Source organism: Flavobacterium anhuiense (assembly GCF_001705175.1).
In the GTDB taxonomy this organism is placed as follows: Bacteria; Bacteroidota; Bacteroidia; order Flavobacteriales; family Flavobacteriaceae; genus Flavobacterium; species Flavobacterium anhuiense.
The window spans coordinates 4,088,093-4,104,875 of record NZ_CP016907.1 but is presented as its reverse complement, the minus strand read 5'-3'; the positions used below and the strand labels follow the sequence as shown (position 1 = coordinate 4,104,875).

The following is a 16,783-nucleotide window of genomic DNA, read 5'->3' as shown; positions in this document are numbered from 1 at the left end:
TCCTCATCGCAATTTTAATAAAAAGAAAGCATTATGAATCGCTATAGTGAAGTTCCAAAAGAAAATGATCATCAAGGTGCGGCAAACAGTCTTACTCCTAATAGAAATACTATTGGCAACACTTTTCAGTTGGCCGACAATCGTGTTTCGTCTTCAACTTTAACCAATACCAATATTTCCGTTAGACAGTTAAAATCTAATCAGGCGATTGCCAATTTTAACTCTAATGTTGTGCAATTGGGACGGATAAATTTCACCAAAGAGCAACGCGAAAAAAAATTAGCGGCAAATAAAAAGAGTAATGGAGGCTTTCATACCTGCACTAATTGTGGATTCCAACACAAAAAAATACACTATGCTACCTTTAAAGGAAGGAGAATGGGCGATGGACAATTTCACGTTGATCACATACAACCTGCATCAAAAGGCGGTAAAAATAACATGAGAAATGGCAGAATTTTTTGCGGAACATGCAATACATCAAGAGGAAACAGAGCAAATGTAGGAGTAACAGGTTTCAAGAAATATCATGCACTGCATAGAAAAAAAATTGCAAAAAATTATATGCGCAGACCAAGTAAGAAAAGAAGATAAAACCTAAATCTAGCAATAACTAATAGCAATTAAAATTGGTTTTTATGGAATATTCAACTGATAAAACGAAAACGCAATCTGCCGCAAATAGTTCTAACGAAAAAGTTATTCAAAATAAGGCAAGAGAACTTCAAGACAATCGTCCCGTTTCTGTTTTACAAAAAAAAGTCAATAATACTGGCTTGCCAGACAATTTAAAATCAGGCATAGAAAACCTCTCTGGTCATTCTATGGATGATGTTAAAGTACATTATAACTCCGACAAACCTGCCCAACTTAATGCTCATGCCTATGCGCAGGGAACAAATATTCATCTAGCTTCCGGACAAGAAAAACATTTGCCTCATGAAGCCTGGCATGTGGTACAGCAAAAACAAGGGCGAGTAAAGCCTACTCTACAGATGAAAGGTAAAGTGAATGTAAATGATGACAAAGGTTTGGAAAAGGAGGCTGATGTTATGGGGGCGAAAGCATTACAATTTGTAGATGATGGATCGCAAAAGAATGTTCATTATACCAATTCTTTAAATTTACAAACAGTGCGTCAGCTCGTAAGTATTAAATTAGACAACGGAAACTATTATCCAGATACTCACGCAACGGGGCAAATAGTAGAAAGTGATGACCTGACATCTGAACAACGAGGAAAAGCAAATACGGATCTGCAAGGAAACGCAGTATTAATTAACTCGATAAGAAACGGTTGGAAACATATAAGGCAAAATATAGATCCTATTATAGATCCGCTTTTAGCATCCGCTAATATAACGGACGAGGCTACTAAAATCAAAGCAAGACGTTTATATAGAGAATCTCAGAACACGGGTGGCGGATTAACCGCTTTACTCGATGCACAAAAAGAATGGCAGAATTTTTTATCTGAAAATGCAGTACCTATGCCAGCTATACTTTCTGTACACCGCAGTTTCGGTTTTGAATATGAATTTGCAACATGGGAACTAGCGCCTCCAAATACCGTTGATGTTCCTTCGCATACAGAAGTAGGAAAATCTGCCCCTTTTAGCCCTTTGTTTAATACTTCCTTTATATTAGAAACAGATGCTCAAAAAGAGTTAGAACTAGTTGCGCCTCCTCTGTTAGCAGGAGGAGCAAATGGAATAATAAACAAAGCATTCATATCACAAGTTCATACTTTGTTTATTAACGCTTTAGTTGCATTTAGAGGCACACATGCCACAGCAAATACTCATGTAAATGCTTTACCATTCAATGATCATATAGGTACTGGATGGAATTGGACTGCATCTGCAGGCTTAATTAGAGTTGCAACAGCAAGAAATAAATGGGCAGGAAAAACAAACCAAATCGGCTATCAATTAAACATAGCACTTACTCCACATGAGATAACCGAACAGTTTCAAAAAGATTCTCCAGGAGCAGACAATAATCAAGAAGCTGTTTATAATAAAATCCTTAAGCGTTTTCATGATAGTGAGGTATATAAAGGATTAGAATCTCCGAAAACTGAAATAGATACTGCATTATTGTTATTAGCCAAAGGTATTTCTAATGCTATAGCTATTCCAACATTGAGTTTAGTTGCAAAGACCAGAAAACCTTGGTTTACCGGTGATTTACATTCTCATGTCAAAGATTTACATGGTATCTGGGTTAAAGATAATGTACCTAATATAACTTTGGCGGCAGTGAAAGGAAATCATCAAGCCCAAAATGATTTAAGAAGCATTATATTATCTGAAAAAGATAAAGTAGCGCGAGACATCTTGACAAGCATACCTCAATACACGCCTCCAAAAGAAGTTAAAGGGGAAAACACAGGCATTACAGCTATGAGAGAAGCGCATACTAAGCTAGATATTGCTGTTAAAGGCGGCACTACAAGTCTTAAAAAAGCGGCTGAAACAGAGGCTATTGCTTGTCTAACCAAAATTGCAGAACGCCTAGAAAACCATGACGAAACACCAACTGTTAATGCAAAAACAGATTTCCTTGCCGAAAAATTTGGTACTGGCGATGGTGTTCGTAAAGATACATATGCTAATATACCTGTTTCTGGCAATAAAACTTTACACTTAGCCGAATTAAGGACAAATGCAACAACTGATGCTTTTTTAAGATAGTTATTTTAACTAATTGTAACGCCTCAATAAAGTCTAATTCTTTTAATATCAATTATTAAATTTTTCGAAGGCTTTGTTTCAATAAAGAATATCCTTTCATTTCATAAAGTATTGATTTATGTACCTACAGTTTGTACTTTTGCCCGTATGAATGATAATTTTACAAATGAATACTTCGGCATAGGAATACAAAATGGTAAAACGCCAGAAAACTTAGGTGTTTTGTGGCGCTCTGCTCAAAACTTAGGTGCTACTTTTATATTTACCATTGGAAATCGATATGCCAAACAAGCCTGCGATACACACGACGCAGTAAAAGCAATTCCTTATTTTCATTACGATACGTTTGAAGCTTTTTTTGAAAACTTACCTAAAGGAGCAAGATTAGTTGGCGTTGAATTATCTGAAAAAGCTGCTGATCTGGAAACATTCGAACATCCTAGACGCTGTGTTTATATATTGGGCGCAGAAGATCATGGTTTATCTAAAAAAGTAATGGAAAAATGCCATCATTTAGTAAAATTTAAATCGGAAAAAAGTTTGAATGTTGCCGTGGCAGGAACCATAGTCATGTATGATAGAAATTTGTCTAAACCTCGTTCTTGATGCCAATTTAGACAAGTTTCTTAATTAATTTTCTTAAGCGGATACTCATCATTCCCTGGATTAATGTTTGCTATTGACTCTCCTGAGATTATATACTGCTTATCATTTTTTTGAATGTATATAATTCCAAGTTCATTATACTTTTTATTGAATACTATTTTAATTTTATCCTCAGCTATATTTTCTGCCTTAAGATTTTTATACAATTCTGGTTTTTCTCCATCACCAATATAAACAATGGCAATATCGTCTAGACTTTTTATGTCTATTGAAAAACTGGTTACCAGTTCATCTTTATTTGTTCTCTTAAAAGTGTATTTCCCTGACCAAGAATTAGCTTCTCTCCTATTTTCAGATCTGGTTTTAGAACTTATGATTTTCCCTTCAGGGGTAATTTTATAACCCTCATTCAGCTTTTTATAAATTTTTGAAAACCGCATTTCAAAAATACCGATTGTTAAATCTTTATTGATTACAAACGATTTGGCAGTATAATTGGCATCTTCTGGAACTTCACCGTCTGCTTCAATCGCAATAAGCTGTTTCGAAATCAGTTCTTGATCTTTTACATTTAGAATCAAATGATCTAAGAAATAATCCTCTTTTTCATCTCGAATATTTACAAGATAAGTCTGAAATGGCAATCCTCCATTATCTATTTTATAAACAACATTAGGATTGTTTTTATTGATTTTTGAATGAATGATATTCGTTATTGATTTTAATTCGTTTCCTTTTACTCGCGGATACTTTTCATTGCATTTTGCATTTTCTTCCAAATAACATTCTTCTATATATTTATAATAATCAAATGGCAACGCTAATAAAGATTCTTTCTCCAAAAGATTTTTATTGCTGATTAATTCACAGGCAATAGTTCCATTTTTACTTGAAATAGTCACGGTATTATTTTCGTATTTAGACGTAATTATCGATTCTTCATTATTTTCTTTTTTGCTATACTCAGTTCGTTTTATAATTTTAATTACCCTGTTTTGATTATCGTACTCATTAACAATGCTTTCAGTACGATTGTAGTTTTCTCCCACAAAATATTTTTTCTCGTGGAGTAAGACAAAACTTTTCGGATTGTAAACCTTTTTTATTTCTTTTCGAACATTGTAACTTCCAAATTCCAAATAAGTTTCAATCATCGTATTGTTTTTATACGCATATTTTGCATTGTCTTTTTTAGCATAAGAAGCTGTATCCTCTTTCTGAATTTTTTCCCAATCTTTCTTATGCTGGAAAAATGTATTCAAATTGGTTTTCTTATAAACAGAACCTTCAATATTTTCGATTAGACTGTCTTTATCTTTAAAATTCAAAAACTTATTGGCTCTAAAAACTTCATACGCTTCTGTTGAAAGCTTTTCTTTTTTTGATGAGGAATAAAACTGTGATTCCTGTGAAATACATCTAACTATAGATGATAAAAACATAAAAATAAAGAGTATAATGCGTATCATATTTTTTAAGACGTTACAAAATAAAATTAATTGTTTAAACTTCGATTAAAGCGTTAAATATTAATTTAGCGCTTCTTTCCAAATCTCTATAATCTTTTCAGAATAGTAATAATTGCCCGTTATTATAAGTGCGTTCAGAGTTGCCGCGTTAATCTCAATTTCTGGAAACTGAGATTTTGCTGCTGTAATAAAGATATTTTTCTTTCTTGAATCGCCAAGCAGATACGCTGATAGTATTCTTCCGATATGCGTATCGATACTTTTATCATCCGTTTTAAAAGAGGCTTCAAATTTGGCCTGTGCTTCTTTATAATGTCCTTCATCCAATAACAGATATCCGTAATTACTGGTTTGCACGGCATCGTCAGGATTTTTGATTAAATATTCATTATAAGCAGCTTCAGCCTTTTTATAGTCATGAAGTTCCTGATAGATCGTGGCCAGATTAGTCAGTAAAATATTCTCGTTTTCATCCAATTTTAGGGCTATTTCAAAATCTCTGATGGCTGCTGGTAATTCCCCTTTTTCCTGATAAAGTCTTCCTCTTTGCGCTCGGTACCCATAAACATTAGGATGCACAACAATTAGCCGGTCATAAATTTCAGCAGCAGTCCTAAAATCTGCTATCTGTTGATATGCCTGACCGGCATAAAACTCTAGGTCATCTGCTAAATTGCCAGAATCATCACCATAATTATTTGGACTGTCTAAACGATACTTATACAATTTGTAAACTTCTATTGCTCGTTGCGGACTAGGGATATCAATTAGACATTTGATGTAATTGTGATAAATCCTAACTATGATGTTAATATCGTATTCAATAGCCTTTTCATAATTTTTAATCGCGTTTTCGTTATCTCTTAAAAAGTAATAATTATTTGCGATCAATTCATAAAGTTCAGGGTTAGCTCTATCCATTTCAAGTGCGTACTCCGCTTCATCAGTAGAATCCTTATATTGCCCTAAACCAGCCAAACAAAGTGCTTTTAGCTGGTGATATTCTGGATCTTGAGTATTTATTTCTATTGACTTTGTTACAGTTTCAATTGCCTCTTGATATTGCTTTTTGTTATACAATTCAAGCGCCTCATCATAATATTTTTTAGGAAATTGACTTGCAGAAACCGCCGCTACGGCAGCGGGAAAGAACGGTTTTATAGATTGGTTTTCTGCTGTCTCGCTTCTATTCAAAATTCTGAGCGTTTTTATATGGCCTGTCTGTTCTTCAATTCCGATCTCATATAAATTTTCTTTCTTTTGATAGGACTGCAATAATGCATTAAATTTGACATAATTCGGATTACTTTTTGTTGGCACAAAACATAACCTGGGCTTAACGCCTAATTCTACAACAATTCTCCCAGGTTCTTTTCGGAAACTACGTATATAATTGATTTCTTTTTGGATTTTTTCCTGCGCTACAACTGTGAAAGAAGCAAAAGCAAGAAACATAAGAATAACAAGTCTCATATATTTTGTTATCTGAAAAATTAGATTATAAAAAAGATTAGTTCTCATATGAATATTGGTATGCTTCGCTTAAATTATTATCAGAATTGTAATTGTATATCATTTTAGCGCAGCCATTAGAATCATTTAACGAAACTGTTTTCGATAAAATCTTATCTTTTTCTTTCGATATAAAAATATCCTTGTTACCCTCGGAATATCGTATATTCTCAGATAGTAATGCATTGTCCGTTATATTGTAAATTTTCATTTTAGAATAAAAATCTTCCTGCTGATTTTTATATTCATAAACAAGTTTCTGCGTTACATTAACCTCTTTTACAATTCTTCCCAAATCATCATATTCAAAGAAACTGATCGCAACCACATCTCCGCTCCCATTTACTGTTTCACTCTTTGCACACTGAAATTTGTCATTCAGATGAAACACTTTGGCAATCATCACATTTTTTTCATCAACAGAAATGATGCTGAACTGTTTTTTGCCATATTTAAAAACGTCCTTAGATTTTTCTCCCTTTTCATTTCTTCGCACTATACTGTCAATCAAATGATATGAATTTCTATAATACAAATCGTCGGAATACAGCACACCATTAATAATAGTAGAATATTGTTTAATCAATCCGTTTTTGTCATACAGCGTTTCTATCTGCATAAAACTCTTTGCAGTTTTGGTACTGTCTCTAAATGCTTTTGCTGTTACCTTTCCCTTAGAACATTTAAAAAAAGCATTTGGTTTGGGATAATAAGAAACATTTGAATTTTGTATCAAATTATGAGCATAGTTTTGATCCACTTTAAATTTTGATTTTAATTCTTTTTCTGATTCTTTCTGCCTTTCCGCGATTTCTGCTTTTCGCAATTTGCTATAATACACTTTGTCATTAAAGGGAACTTTAAAATACGATTCGTAGGTTTCAATATACTTATCCGGATTGGTTACAAGAATCGGCTTATCGACACCATTTGACAATATCATTCCAGATTTTAGCTTGTAATCTTGGTTATTAAAATAATAGTAGCCATAATTCCTAAACTCGATTACGCAATCTTCCTTGACATGAAACACATGCACATCCTGAATGGTGTCAAAAGCTTCAGCAAATCTTTGGTAGATATTTAAATGCTTTTCTAAACCACCTTCCTGATTGTGGTCGAAGAATACCAAACTTACATCGTCTTTATGGTTAATTTCATAAAGCATTGCCTCGGGTTCGGGATTATCACTTAGTATTTTTTTAGAACATGCGGTCAATAAAAGTAAACACAGCGCCGCACTTATTAAATTGATTTTAGCTTTCAAATTATTATTGTTTTATCTTTCTTTCTAAGGACAAATTTGAAAAATATAAGCATACGGATTTAGACCGATATAAATCCGTCTGCTGTAATTGAATATTCGTAAAGATTTTTAATAAATCCGTACGGGCGTCTTTAGTTTTTAAGAGGAAGTGTCAGTAAAACTATAGTTCCGTTGTCATTGGAAGTAATTTCTATATTGGTTTTGATTTTGTTTTCTCTAGCCAAAATCTCCAAACGTTCTCGGGCTATAGTCCCCGATAAAGACTGATGATCGGAATCAACATTCGATTTATCCTGATAACCTTTTCCGTTATCTGTAATTTTCACCACGATCTGATTTTCTTCCACGGCGATTTCCAGTGTTATCAATCCTTTATCAGAAAGATTTCCTATTCCATGAATAATAGCATTTTCGACAAAAGGCTGAATCAGCATTGGAGGTATCAATAAAGCAGAAGTATCCGTATCGGGTACGATTATGTTGTAGGCAAACGTATATTCAAAACGCATCTGCTGCAAACTCAGATAGTTTTCTATTGCTTCGATTTCTTGGTCGAGAGGCACATAATTTTTACGGCTTAATTCTAAACTGCTTCTCAACAATCGGCTAAACTGACTTAAATATTTTATAGATTTTTCTTTTTCGTCAAATCTGATAAAACTTTGCAGTGCAGACAAAGTATTAAAAATAAAATGCGGTTCCATTTGCGTTCTCAGCAATTGCTGCTGCAATAAAATTTTCTCTTTTTCCTGCTTTTGCCTTTTCTGCCTTTGGAAAAAATAAAGCAAAAATATCCACGAAATGGCCAATAATGATAATAACCCCACAATAAGCAACAGTAATTGATTTCGTTCAAGACGATTCTCTGTATTATCAATCGCCTTATTTAATCCATTAATAGACCTGTCTTTAGCCTGAAGTTCATAAATCGTAGCCATTTCTTCTGTAGCCTGAATACCCGAATTCCTGAGAATGTTATCTTTAAGTGCCAATATCTCATCTGCTTCTTCTAGAGCTTTTTCTTTATTTCCTTTCGCAAAATAATAATGCATTTTGGCTTTTTTGTTCAAACATTTTTCATAATAAGACAACAGCTGCAAATGCTGGCTTTCAATCTTATCTGCTTGTTTAATTAAGTCTTCTGCCTCAGGAAAACGTTTGGTATGAACATACAGATCGATTAGGTTGGCAATAGTGGTGTAAAGATTTTTAATCATGACAGGACTTTCAGGACTTGCCAATAGACCTTCTTCATCGTATTCTTTAACCAAATTGTAATGATGTATCGCCTTATCGTACTGATTGTTTAACAAATAATAATGTGCCATATGCTCATTAGTAAATCTAACCTGCATAGGCTCATTTGTTTTTGATGAAATCTGTTTGAGTTTTTTAATGTAAAAAAGAAGCGAATCTGGCTTATAAATATTGCTTTCTTCACAGGCGGTAAACAATTGCGAATAAGCCCTAAAATTATATTTGTAATTATCCTCAGGCAATCCTTTTAAAATTTTTAAGGCCAGCTGATTCTGTTCGATTGATTTTTGATATTGGCTGATTTTATTATTATCCTGAGCTGCATTTAGCAAACAGATAACTTTTGCCATTGGTTTGCACTTTAGCGAATCGTCATTCATAATGATTGCCGCAGATTTATTGAAATAATAAACCGACTGATAAAACTTTCCTTCAAGTTCTGAAATTAAACCCGCTCCATTATAAATGGTAAATTTTAGGGCGTTGAATTCTTTTTCTTTTTCTACCAAACCTAAAGCAAAATTGATATGCTGTTTGGCACTGTCAATGTCTTTTTTTACTAGGTTTTTTGCCAGATTGTAATGTATGAATGCTAAAGCCGAACCTGTTTTTGAGAAATCTTTTTCTTTGAGTTTGCCTGACCAGAAAGCCAGTTTATCTGCTTCTGGATTTTGATCTAAACTATCGCTGATTACCTGCAATGATTCCAGCATTTTTTCTGGATGAATCGACACTTTTTCAGATTTATGCTGACAAGAAATAACAGTCAGCAGCAAAAAAAGTAATGTTTTTTTCATTATCTCAAAGGATTTAAATGATTTATCACAAACTCTTTTCTGCGAGTCGCTACAGGAATTTCGGAGTTATTTTTCATGACAAGGATGCCTGTTTTCATATACTTATCTATAAAATCTTTGTTGACAATATAAGACTGATGGGTTTTTATGAAAAAGTCCTCAGGAAGAATATCTTCGTAATACTTTAAGGGTTTGGAAGCCGTTACTACTTTCTTGTTTTCCAAATGAATTTGAGTATAAGATCCTTCGCCAGACAAATGTACAATGTCATTGAGACGAACAATTTGCATACAGTCTAAAGATGTGATGCAAATTCTGGAACTCATATCGATCGTTCTTGAACTATATTCCTTCACAAGATTAATCTGATTCAAATAATCGGTCTGTTTTACCTTTTTGATTTTTTGTATCGCTTCTACAAATTCATCATTATCTATAGGTTTTAAAAGATAGTCCAACGCGCCATACTTAATGGCTTTTATTGCAAAATGATTGTAAGCGGTAATAAAAATAATATGAAAAGAAGTCACTTCTATTTGATTCAAAATATCGAAAGCCGTACCATCTGTAAGCTGAATATCCATCAAAATCAAATCGATTTCTGTATTTTTTAAGATTTGTACTGATTCGTTTACCGAACCTGCCATCGCTTCAAGTTTTAGAGAATCTTCTTGCGAGACTAACCATTGCAACTCTTTTCTAATTGCTGGTTCGTCTTCTATTATTAAGGTTCGTATTTTGTTCATATTAGGAAATAACAGTTTTACAAATTGAAATTTTAAACCAGATAAAAAAAGCTCTTGGAAACTGTCTCTTTATAAAGATCAAAATTTGCAGTACGAATATATAATTTTTTACTTCAATGTTTTAAATGCTATACTTTCGATATATTTTTTTATTTCTCTGTAAATCTTTTTTGCTTAACTCCAAGCACACACAAAAAGTAATTTGAGTGCACATTTAAAAAAGAACATTGCAAATCTCCTGAGAATTTCAACGAATTTATATTAGCTGAAATCAGTAAATCTTTTATTTTCATTTTTGTACTATCCGTTTACTATTTTATTTAAGAATCATGATTTATAAAAAATTTATTCTTCTCTCGAGCTTTTTTCTTTTTGTACATGTTTTACAAAAACAGCAATCTTTGGTTTCATATTCCGATGCCAATCAGGAAATTGCTGGAATTTATGTTTTGACATCTTGCGAAAATTCTAGGTTTAAAATTAAAATCGAAAAGAAAGTTGGAGAATATTCATTTTTAATTTTCGATAGGAATAAAATCATTTCAAAAGGTAAGGTTGGAAAACATAATGAAGATGATACTCTTTATTTGAACTTTGGAAAAATTGACGGCATATATGATACCGACACAATACAAATTCAGAATTACGGAAATGCAATGAACGAATATGTGCATTTTACGCAATGCGATGAAAAGTATCTCACATTTATAAAATCCAAATAATAATCTCCAATGATAAAGTTTTTTACATATATTTTTTTAATATTCATCTTTTTATCTGGCAGTTCATCAATTGAAAAGAATAAAAACTTAGAAATTAAAATCAATTGGCAGAAAAACCTATCAGGCGATTTTTCATTTGCAAAAAATTGGGAATATCCAGAAGGAGTTTATCGAAATGATTTTGGGCAATTAAGCTGTGACGGACTTTGTCCGACGGAAACAGAGAGGATGAAAGATGAGAATGGAAAAATTTATAAAGATTCTTTGGCAAAATTCTATCAGCTTGTAGATACCACTCACCTATTTCATTCGATTAAATCTAAAACCAACAGTTATGAATGGGCAGGTGCAAATTTTATAAGCGTTAAAAGAATCAGTAGAGATACAATTTATTGTTTTACCAATAAAAATATCGCAACTCATAGCAGTTTGATTCTGAAAATAACAAAGGATAAATGTATTTCTGAAATCGAGTTAAATAGCATTTCGGGTTCAATAGGAAAGCAGATATATGCTTGCAAAAAAGGTGCTATTACAATTGACAGGGATTTATGGCATAATGGAATTCTAAAAGCAAAATTTGACTTTATTTTTGAACATCCCGAAAACCCAGATAAACCGCTGTTTTGGAAAGGCAAAATCTATTCGCAAATTAATCAGAATGAAAAATAACATTTATTATATTTAGAAATCCAAATCATTTATACATGAGAAACAATCCATTCCTAACCGTTATTTTATTGTTCTGCATAGAAATCGTGCTGTATTATTATATGGATTATGTAAATTTAATATCAAACTCTTCTGCCTATAGGGGCGCACTTATGCCATTATTCTGCTTTACAGTTCCTGCAATTTCAGTTTTAATTTCGATATTTTTCACCAATATTCCGTATAAAAAAGAATTCAAATACTTTTCTATATTTCTAGTAATTGTTTCAATTATGGTATTTGCAGTATTATCATATTTAGGAGCTTTAGCAAAAGCATATCAACATTAATAGAACGACCATGAATAATACAAAACTCGATTATATCAACATTTTCTTGGCTGTAATTCTGGTTGCCGTAATCGCCCTTTATTTTGCCACCAGATTTAAAAATAAAGAGCAAGACAAAATGTTTTGGAATGCTGAAATTCATAGCAGTTTAGAAAATCCAACAGCAGAAAATTCAAATATCATTCAAATTATAGATGCCACTTTTTATAATACTTTCAACGATTCTAAAAGTGAAATCGATTCTGAATCAAAACGAGTAACCAGCGCTAAAAGTGACAATTCTATTTTTTTCAAAATCTGGCAGGAGGAGCTTTTACCCGATTCTCTTAAACTAAAATATTTCTCTGTAGACGAACGCAAATTTTATCAGCTTCAAACTCTGGTTCCTTATAAAAAAATGAAAAATTTGGTTACCGAAAAAAATGTGGTACCTATTTTAATTTTAGAAATACTGCCTAAAGGCAAAATCCTTTTGAAAATAATTCCTAAAGAAAATACAGAACCTCAGCTTTTGGAAACATTTATGGCTAAAGAAATCGCAGGAAAGTTGGATATGCTAGTTTATGAAGAATCTTTAGGCGAAAAATACAATCGTTTTGAAAGCATTGAAAATATAACCGATTATGCTGATTTACTTCAAAATCAGTACAAATGGTCTTCAAAAGTTGAAATGGAAAAACATGATGTGCTGGCAAGTTTTTATGCATATTCATTTAAAGACGACAGAATAGAACTTTCAGAAGATGCTAATGCTGCTGCAATTCGCAGCATTCCTAAAATATTTTATATCTATTGGGAGGATAAAAAGAAAAAGAAATATAATATTCAATATGAATTGTCTCCTATTGAAGTTTTAAGCGCTTTCAGAAAATTAAATGAAGGCGTATCTTCAAGCGATATACAATTCATTTTTAAGGTATACAAAAACGCTTACGCCGAATGTGAAATGTCTAAAAATGGCATCATCATTCCATTAAAAGATTTATATCCTTATAAACCCTAAAACTTTATTCAAAAGCTTCTTTTTAAACTAATTGGGTTTCCTAAACGTATTTTAAGCAAATCAAACACCAACTGCATTTTTTAAACTTCTGTTTTTGCAGTAAACATCTTATTCTCATTTTTTTAATATTTTTTTTACAGAAAATATTTTTTATGGCTAAAAAAACCATGAAAATATATTTTCAGGACTTTATTGCACCCAAAAATGTATTTTATTTCTCCTTCTAAAAATCATTATTAGTCAATTTTGCACACGAAGTTACTGAAGACCTCCACTTGACAGATGTCATAAGCAATTTCCAAAACTAACTATTCAATTAACCAAATTACCAACCAAAATGACAAATTTTATCAGGATTAAAATGGGTCCTAATGGGGTATCTGGATTTAGTTTGAAAACAAAATTGATGCTATTCTGCATTTTGTTTTCTCTATCGCAAGTCCACGGATATACCCTTAGTTCTAAAGGTGCGGCGAAATCGCAAAATGTTCAACAACAAAAAAACATCACTGGACAGGTCAATGATGAAAATGGTATGCCACTTCCAGGTGTTACCATTTTGGAAAAAGGAAGTAAAAATGCTGCCCTAACAGATTTTGACGGAAAATTTTCTTTAAAAGTAGAAAATGAAAATGCTGTATTAGTATTCTCTTTTTTGGGGTATACCAATACTGAAGTTTCTGTAAAAGGAAAAACTATCGTAAATGCAAAAATGCAAAGGACAACGGCTTCGTTGGAGGAAGTTGTAGTTGTAGGATACGGTAAAATGAAGAAAAAAGATTTAACAGGAGCAGTTGTTCAAGTTTCTCCTGATAGATTAGTTAACCAAAATCCGCAGACCGTTCAGGATATCTTAAGAGGAACTCCTGGTGTGCGAGTAGGTTATGATCCTTCTGCAAAAGGAGGCGGGAATATACAAATTCGAGGGCAGACTTCTGTATATACAGCGGGTGGTCATAATTCACCTCTTATTATCTTAGACGGAATGCAGTTTTATGGTGAGCTATCAGAAATCAACCCTGACGATATTGCCCAACTTGATATTCTAAAAGATGCTTCGGCAGCATCTGTTTACGGATCGAGAGCAGCTGCAGGGGTTATTCTTATTTCAACCAAAAAAGGCAAAACAGGTAAGCCTATGGTAAGTTTTTCTACCAACACAACGATTAGCAATAAAAGTGCTTATCGCAAAGTGTATTCTCCAGAAGGCTACTTAAAATACCGTGAAGATTGGGAAACTGCTCAAACCTATGGTGTCAACACAGCAACGGGACAATACGAAGCATTTATTGCCGGAACAGTGGCTAATGGAAAACCAGGGTATTTTTCAAATCCAAATGATCTGAGTAAATGGGGCATAACAGAAGCACAATGGTTAGCGTACCAACCTGCTTCTCAGACAAATGGAAAAAGCAGTAAAGAAGTTTGGGGAGCACGTTTAGGATTGAATTTTGATCCATCACTAATGGCAAATTTCTTAGCTAATAAAACACATGACTGGAGCAATAGTTCTTTTAGAACAGGGATTAATCATGATAACAATTTAAGTATTTCAGGTGCAGCTGACAGAGTAAATTACTATGTTTCTTTTGGCTATTTAAAATCAGAAGGAGCTATTGTTGGGAACGATTATAAAGCCGCTCGCTCCAACATGAAAGTTGACGCTAAAGTTACAGATTGGCTTGACCTTGGAGTAAACGTTAATTTTCAAGATCGATCAGATGGAGATGTTACACCTTCTTTAGGTACAAATGCTGGAGATAATAATATGATGAGAACCAGTCCGTTTGGAACCTTCATCGATGCAAATGGCAATTATGAGAGACAGCCTATGGGAAAAAATGTTTCTGGACAAAATTATAACTATTACTACGAGCGTCAATTTATTGATAAAGAGACAGGATATACAACATTGAATACTATTTTCAATGCTAAAGTAACTTTGCCTTTAGGTATCACCTATGCATTCAATATTGCTCCTCGTTACCAGTTTTTTCACGATCGTTATTTTAGATCAACGCAGAATCCAAACTGGCCTGCAGCTACCACAGGGGTAAATAGAAATAACTCAACAAGATTTGATTACAACTTGAATAATACCATTACATGGGATTATACGATTGCACAAAAACATCACATTATTGCCACTTTTGTTCAGGAAGCAGAAGAACGCCGTTTTTGGTCAGACGGAATGGATGCCTATAATATTCAGCCGTCAGATGCATTAGGTTTTCACCTTGTTAATACAGCAACAATGGCGAATAGTGCACTTAGATCAAACGATACACATGAAACCGCAGATGCATTAATGGCGAGACTTTTCTATTCGTTTGATAATCGTTATATGCTGACAGCAACGGTACGTCGTGATGGATATTCGGCATTTGGAGCTTCAAATCCTTACGCAGTTTTCCCTTCTTTTGGTGTTGCTTGGAACTTTAAAAATGAGAAATGGTTTAACTGGGAACCTATGAGCACTGGTAAACTTCGTTTGTCTTGGGGTAAAAACGGAAATAGATCGCTTGCAGATCCGTATGTTTCTTTGGCAAACTTAGTCAATACTGGAACTATGGGCTATTTAGATGCTTCTGGAAAAGCACTTGAAATAAAGTATTTAGCACTTGACCGTATGGCAAATCCAAACTTGGAATGGGAAAAAACTACCTCAACAAATATTGGGCTTGATTTAGGATTCTTGCGTGATCGAATCACTGCTACATTAGATTTTTACAAAGCATCTACTCATGATATGATTATGAGCCAATCTTTGCCAGGTTTTACTGGATTTTCAACAATTGCTACCAACCTTGGAGAAGTTCAAAATCAAGGTTTTGAATTGAGCCTTAACACACTAAACATGAAAAAACCAAATTTTGAATGGCGTACTTCATTTGGAATATCTTACAACGAAAACAAAATTGTGTCATTATATGGAAACATGGTAGATGTTAAAGATGATAATGGAAATGTAATTGGGAAAAAAGAAGGAAATGATTCTGCTAATGGTTGGTTTATTGGAAGACCAATCTCCCAAATCTGGGATTATAGAGTAACTGGAATCTGGCAGAAAGATGAATGGAAAGAAGCTCAAAAATACGGACAGCGCCCTGGAGATCCAAAAGTAGCTAACAGTTATACAGCAGATGATATAGATGCGGTAGACTCAGATGGTAAACCATACAAAAAAGCAGTTTATAATGAAAAAGACAAACAGTTTTTAGGAAACTCAAATCCACCAGTACAATGGATGTTGCGTAATGATTTTAAGATTTATAAAAATTGGGATTTAGGCATTAGTATGTATGCTAATATGGGGGGCAAATCGCTGAATTCAAATTATATGAATACTTTCAACGATGCGAGTTTATATAAATTCAATTTTAACCCATACGTGAATCCATATTGGACATTAGATAACCCAACTAATGACTGGGCACGTCTTGATGCTAAAGGGCCTGCTGGAACTCCAGTTGCACCGGGAAGATTGTATGACCGTAGTTTTATTCGTCTAGATAATATTTCGCTTGCCTACACGCTTCCTAAAGATCTTATGGATAAAGTGCATATTAAGAGTATAAAAATATATGCTTCAGTTCAAAACGTAGCGACATGGGCTGCTTCTAAAGAATGGAAATATTTTGGAGATCCAGAAACAGGAGGATTGGCTACGAGACAGTTTAATTTAGGTTTTAATTTCCAACTTTAAA

General features: G+C 33.3%; 13 protein-coding genes. 8 read left to right on the top strand and 5 right to left on the bottom strand.

The annotated features are described in order from the left end of the window. The first annotated feature begins 33 nt into the window (after nt 1-33). From BB050_RS17265 to BB050_RS17255, 3 genes are all read left to right on the top strand, one after another. Nucleotides 34-594 carry an HNH endonuclease gene (locus BB050_RS17265; protein ID WP_066034451.1) on the top strand — a complete coding sequence of 187 codons (561 nt, stop codon included), beginning with the start codon at nt 34-36 and terminating at the stop codon, nt 592-594. A 44-nt stretch (nt 595-638) separates the two neighbouring features. Further along, complete coding sequence (locus BB050_RS21985; RefSeq protein WP_083219864.1) at nt 639-2,696, top strand: eCIS core domain-containing protein; 2,058 nt, start codon at nt 639-641, stop codon at nt 2,694-2,696. Between the two features lie 147 nt (nt 2,697-2,843). Continuing rightward, complete coding sequence (locus BB050_RS17255; RefSeq protein WP_008469187.1) at nt 2,844-3,302, top strand: RNA methyltransferase; 459 nt, start codon at nt 2,844-2,846, stop codon at nt 3,300-3,302. Between the two features lie 20 nt (nt 3,303-3,322). On the opposite strand, the gene BB050_RS21980 is transcribed toward BB050_RS17255, so the two are convergent. The 5 genes from BB050_RS21980 to BB050_RS17230 form a co-directional block, all read right to left on the bottom strand. Then, a complete protein-coding gene (locus tag BB050_RS21980; RefSeq protein ID WP_206352859.1) occupies nt 3,323-4,771 on the bottom strand; it encodes a hypothetical protein in 1,449 nt (482 codons plus the stop codon). A 60-nt stretch (nt 4,772-4,831) separates the two neighbouring features. Beyond that, nucleotides 4,832-6,244 carry a tetratricopeptide repeat protein gene (locus BB050_RS17245; protein ID WP_164085592.1) on the bottom strand — a complete coding sequence of 471 codons (1,413 nt, stop codon included), beginning with the start codon at nt 6,242-6,244 and terminating at the stop codon, nt 4,832-4,834. Between the two features lie 37 nt (nt 6,245-6,281). After that, nucleotides 6,282-7,550, bottom strand: a complete 1,269-nt coding sequence (locus BB050_RS17240) for a hypothetical protein (RefSeq protein WP_066034448.1) — start codon at nt 7,548-7,550, stop codon at nt 6,282-6,284. Between the two features lie 131 nt (nt 7,551-7,681). Further along, complete coding sequence (locus BB050_RS17235) at nt 7,682-9,604, bottom strand: histidine kinase (RefSeq protein ID WP_066034447.1); 1,923 nt, start codon at nt 9,602-9,604, stop codon at nt 7,682-7,684. Next, nucleotides 9,604-10,350 (bottom strand): LytR/AlgR family response regulator transcription factor, encoded by a 747-nt coding sequence (locus BB050_RS17230; RefSeq protein ID WP_066034446.1) that lies wholly within the window; start codon nt 10,348-10,350, stop codon nt 9,604-9,606. The genes BB050_RS17235 and BB050_RS17230 overlap by 1 nt, the downstream gene beginning before the upstream one ends. A gap of 401 nt (nt 10,351-10,751) precedes the next feature. Between BB050_RS17230 and BB050_RS17225 the strand changes: the two genes are divergently transcribed. The 5 genes from BB050_RS17225 to BB050_RS17205 all read left to right on the top strand — a co-directional run bounded on the left by BB050_RS17225 (nt 10,752) and on the right by BB050_RS17205 (nt 16,782). Continuing rightward, nucleotides 10,752-11,072, top strand: coding sequence for a hypothetical protein (locus tag BB050_RS17225; RefSeq protein WP_236940357.1), 321 nt, complete (start codon nt 10,752-10,754; stop codon nt 11,070-11,072). A gap of 9 nt (nt 11,073-11,081) precedes the next feature. Continuing rightward, nucleotides 11,082-11,744 carry a hypothetical protein gene (locus tag BB050_RS17220; protein ID WP_066034444.1) on the top strand — a complete coding sequence of 221 codons (663 nt, stop codon included), beginning with the start codon at nt 11,082-11,084 and terminating at the stop codon, nt 11,742-11,744. A gap of 35 nt (nt 11,745-11,779) precedes the next feature. Further along, nucleotides 11,780-12,073: a hypothetical protein gene (locus tag BB050_RS17215; protein WP_123907001.1), complete on the top strand. Its 294-nt coding sequence runs from the start codon at nt 11,780-11,782 to the stop codon at nt 12,071-12,073. A gap of 10 nt (nt 12,074-12,083) precedes the next feature. After that, a complete protein-coding gene (locus tag BB050_RS17210) occupies nt 12,084-13,076 on the top strand; it encodes a hypothetical protein (RefSeq protein ID WP_066034442.1) in 993 nt (330 codons plus the stop codon). Nucleotides 13,077-13,413: 337 nt separating this feature from the next. Beyond that, entirely contained in the window at nt 13,414-16,782 is a 3,369-nt protein-coding gene (locus tag BB050_RS17205; RefSeq protein WP_066034441.1) for a SusC/RagA family TonB-linked outer membrane protein, read from the top strand. Nucleotide 16,783 lies beyond the last annotated feature (1 nt).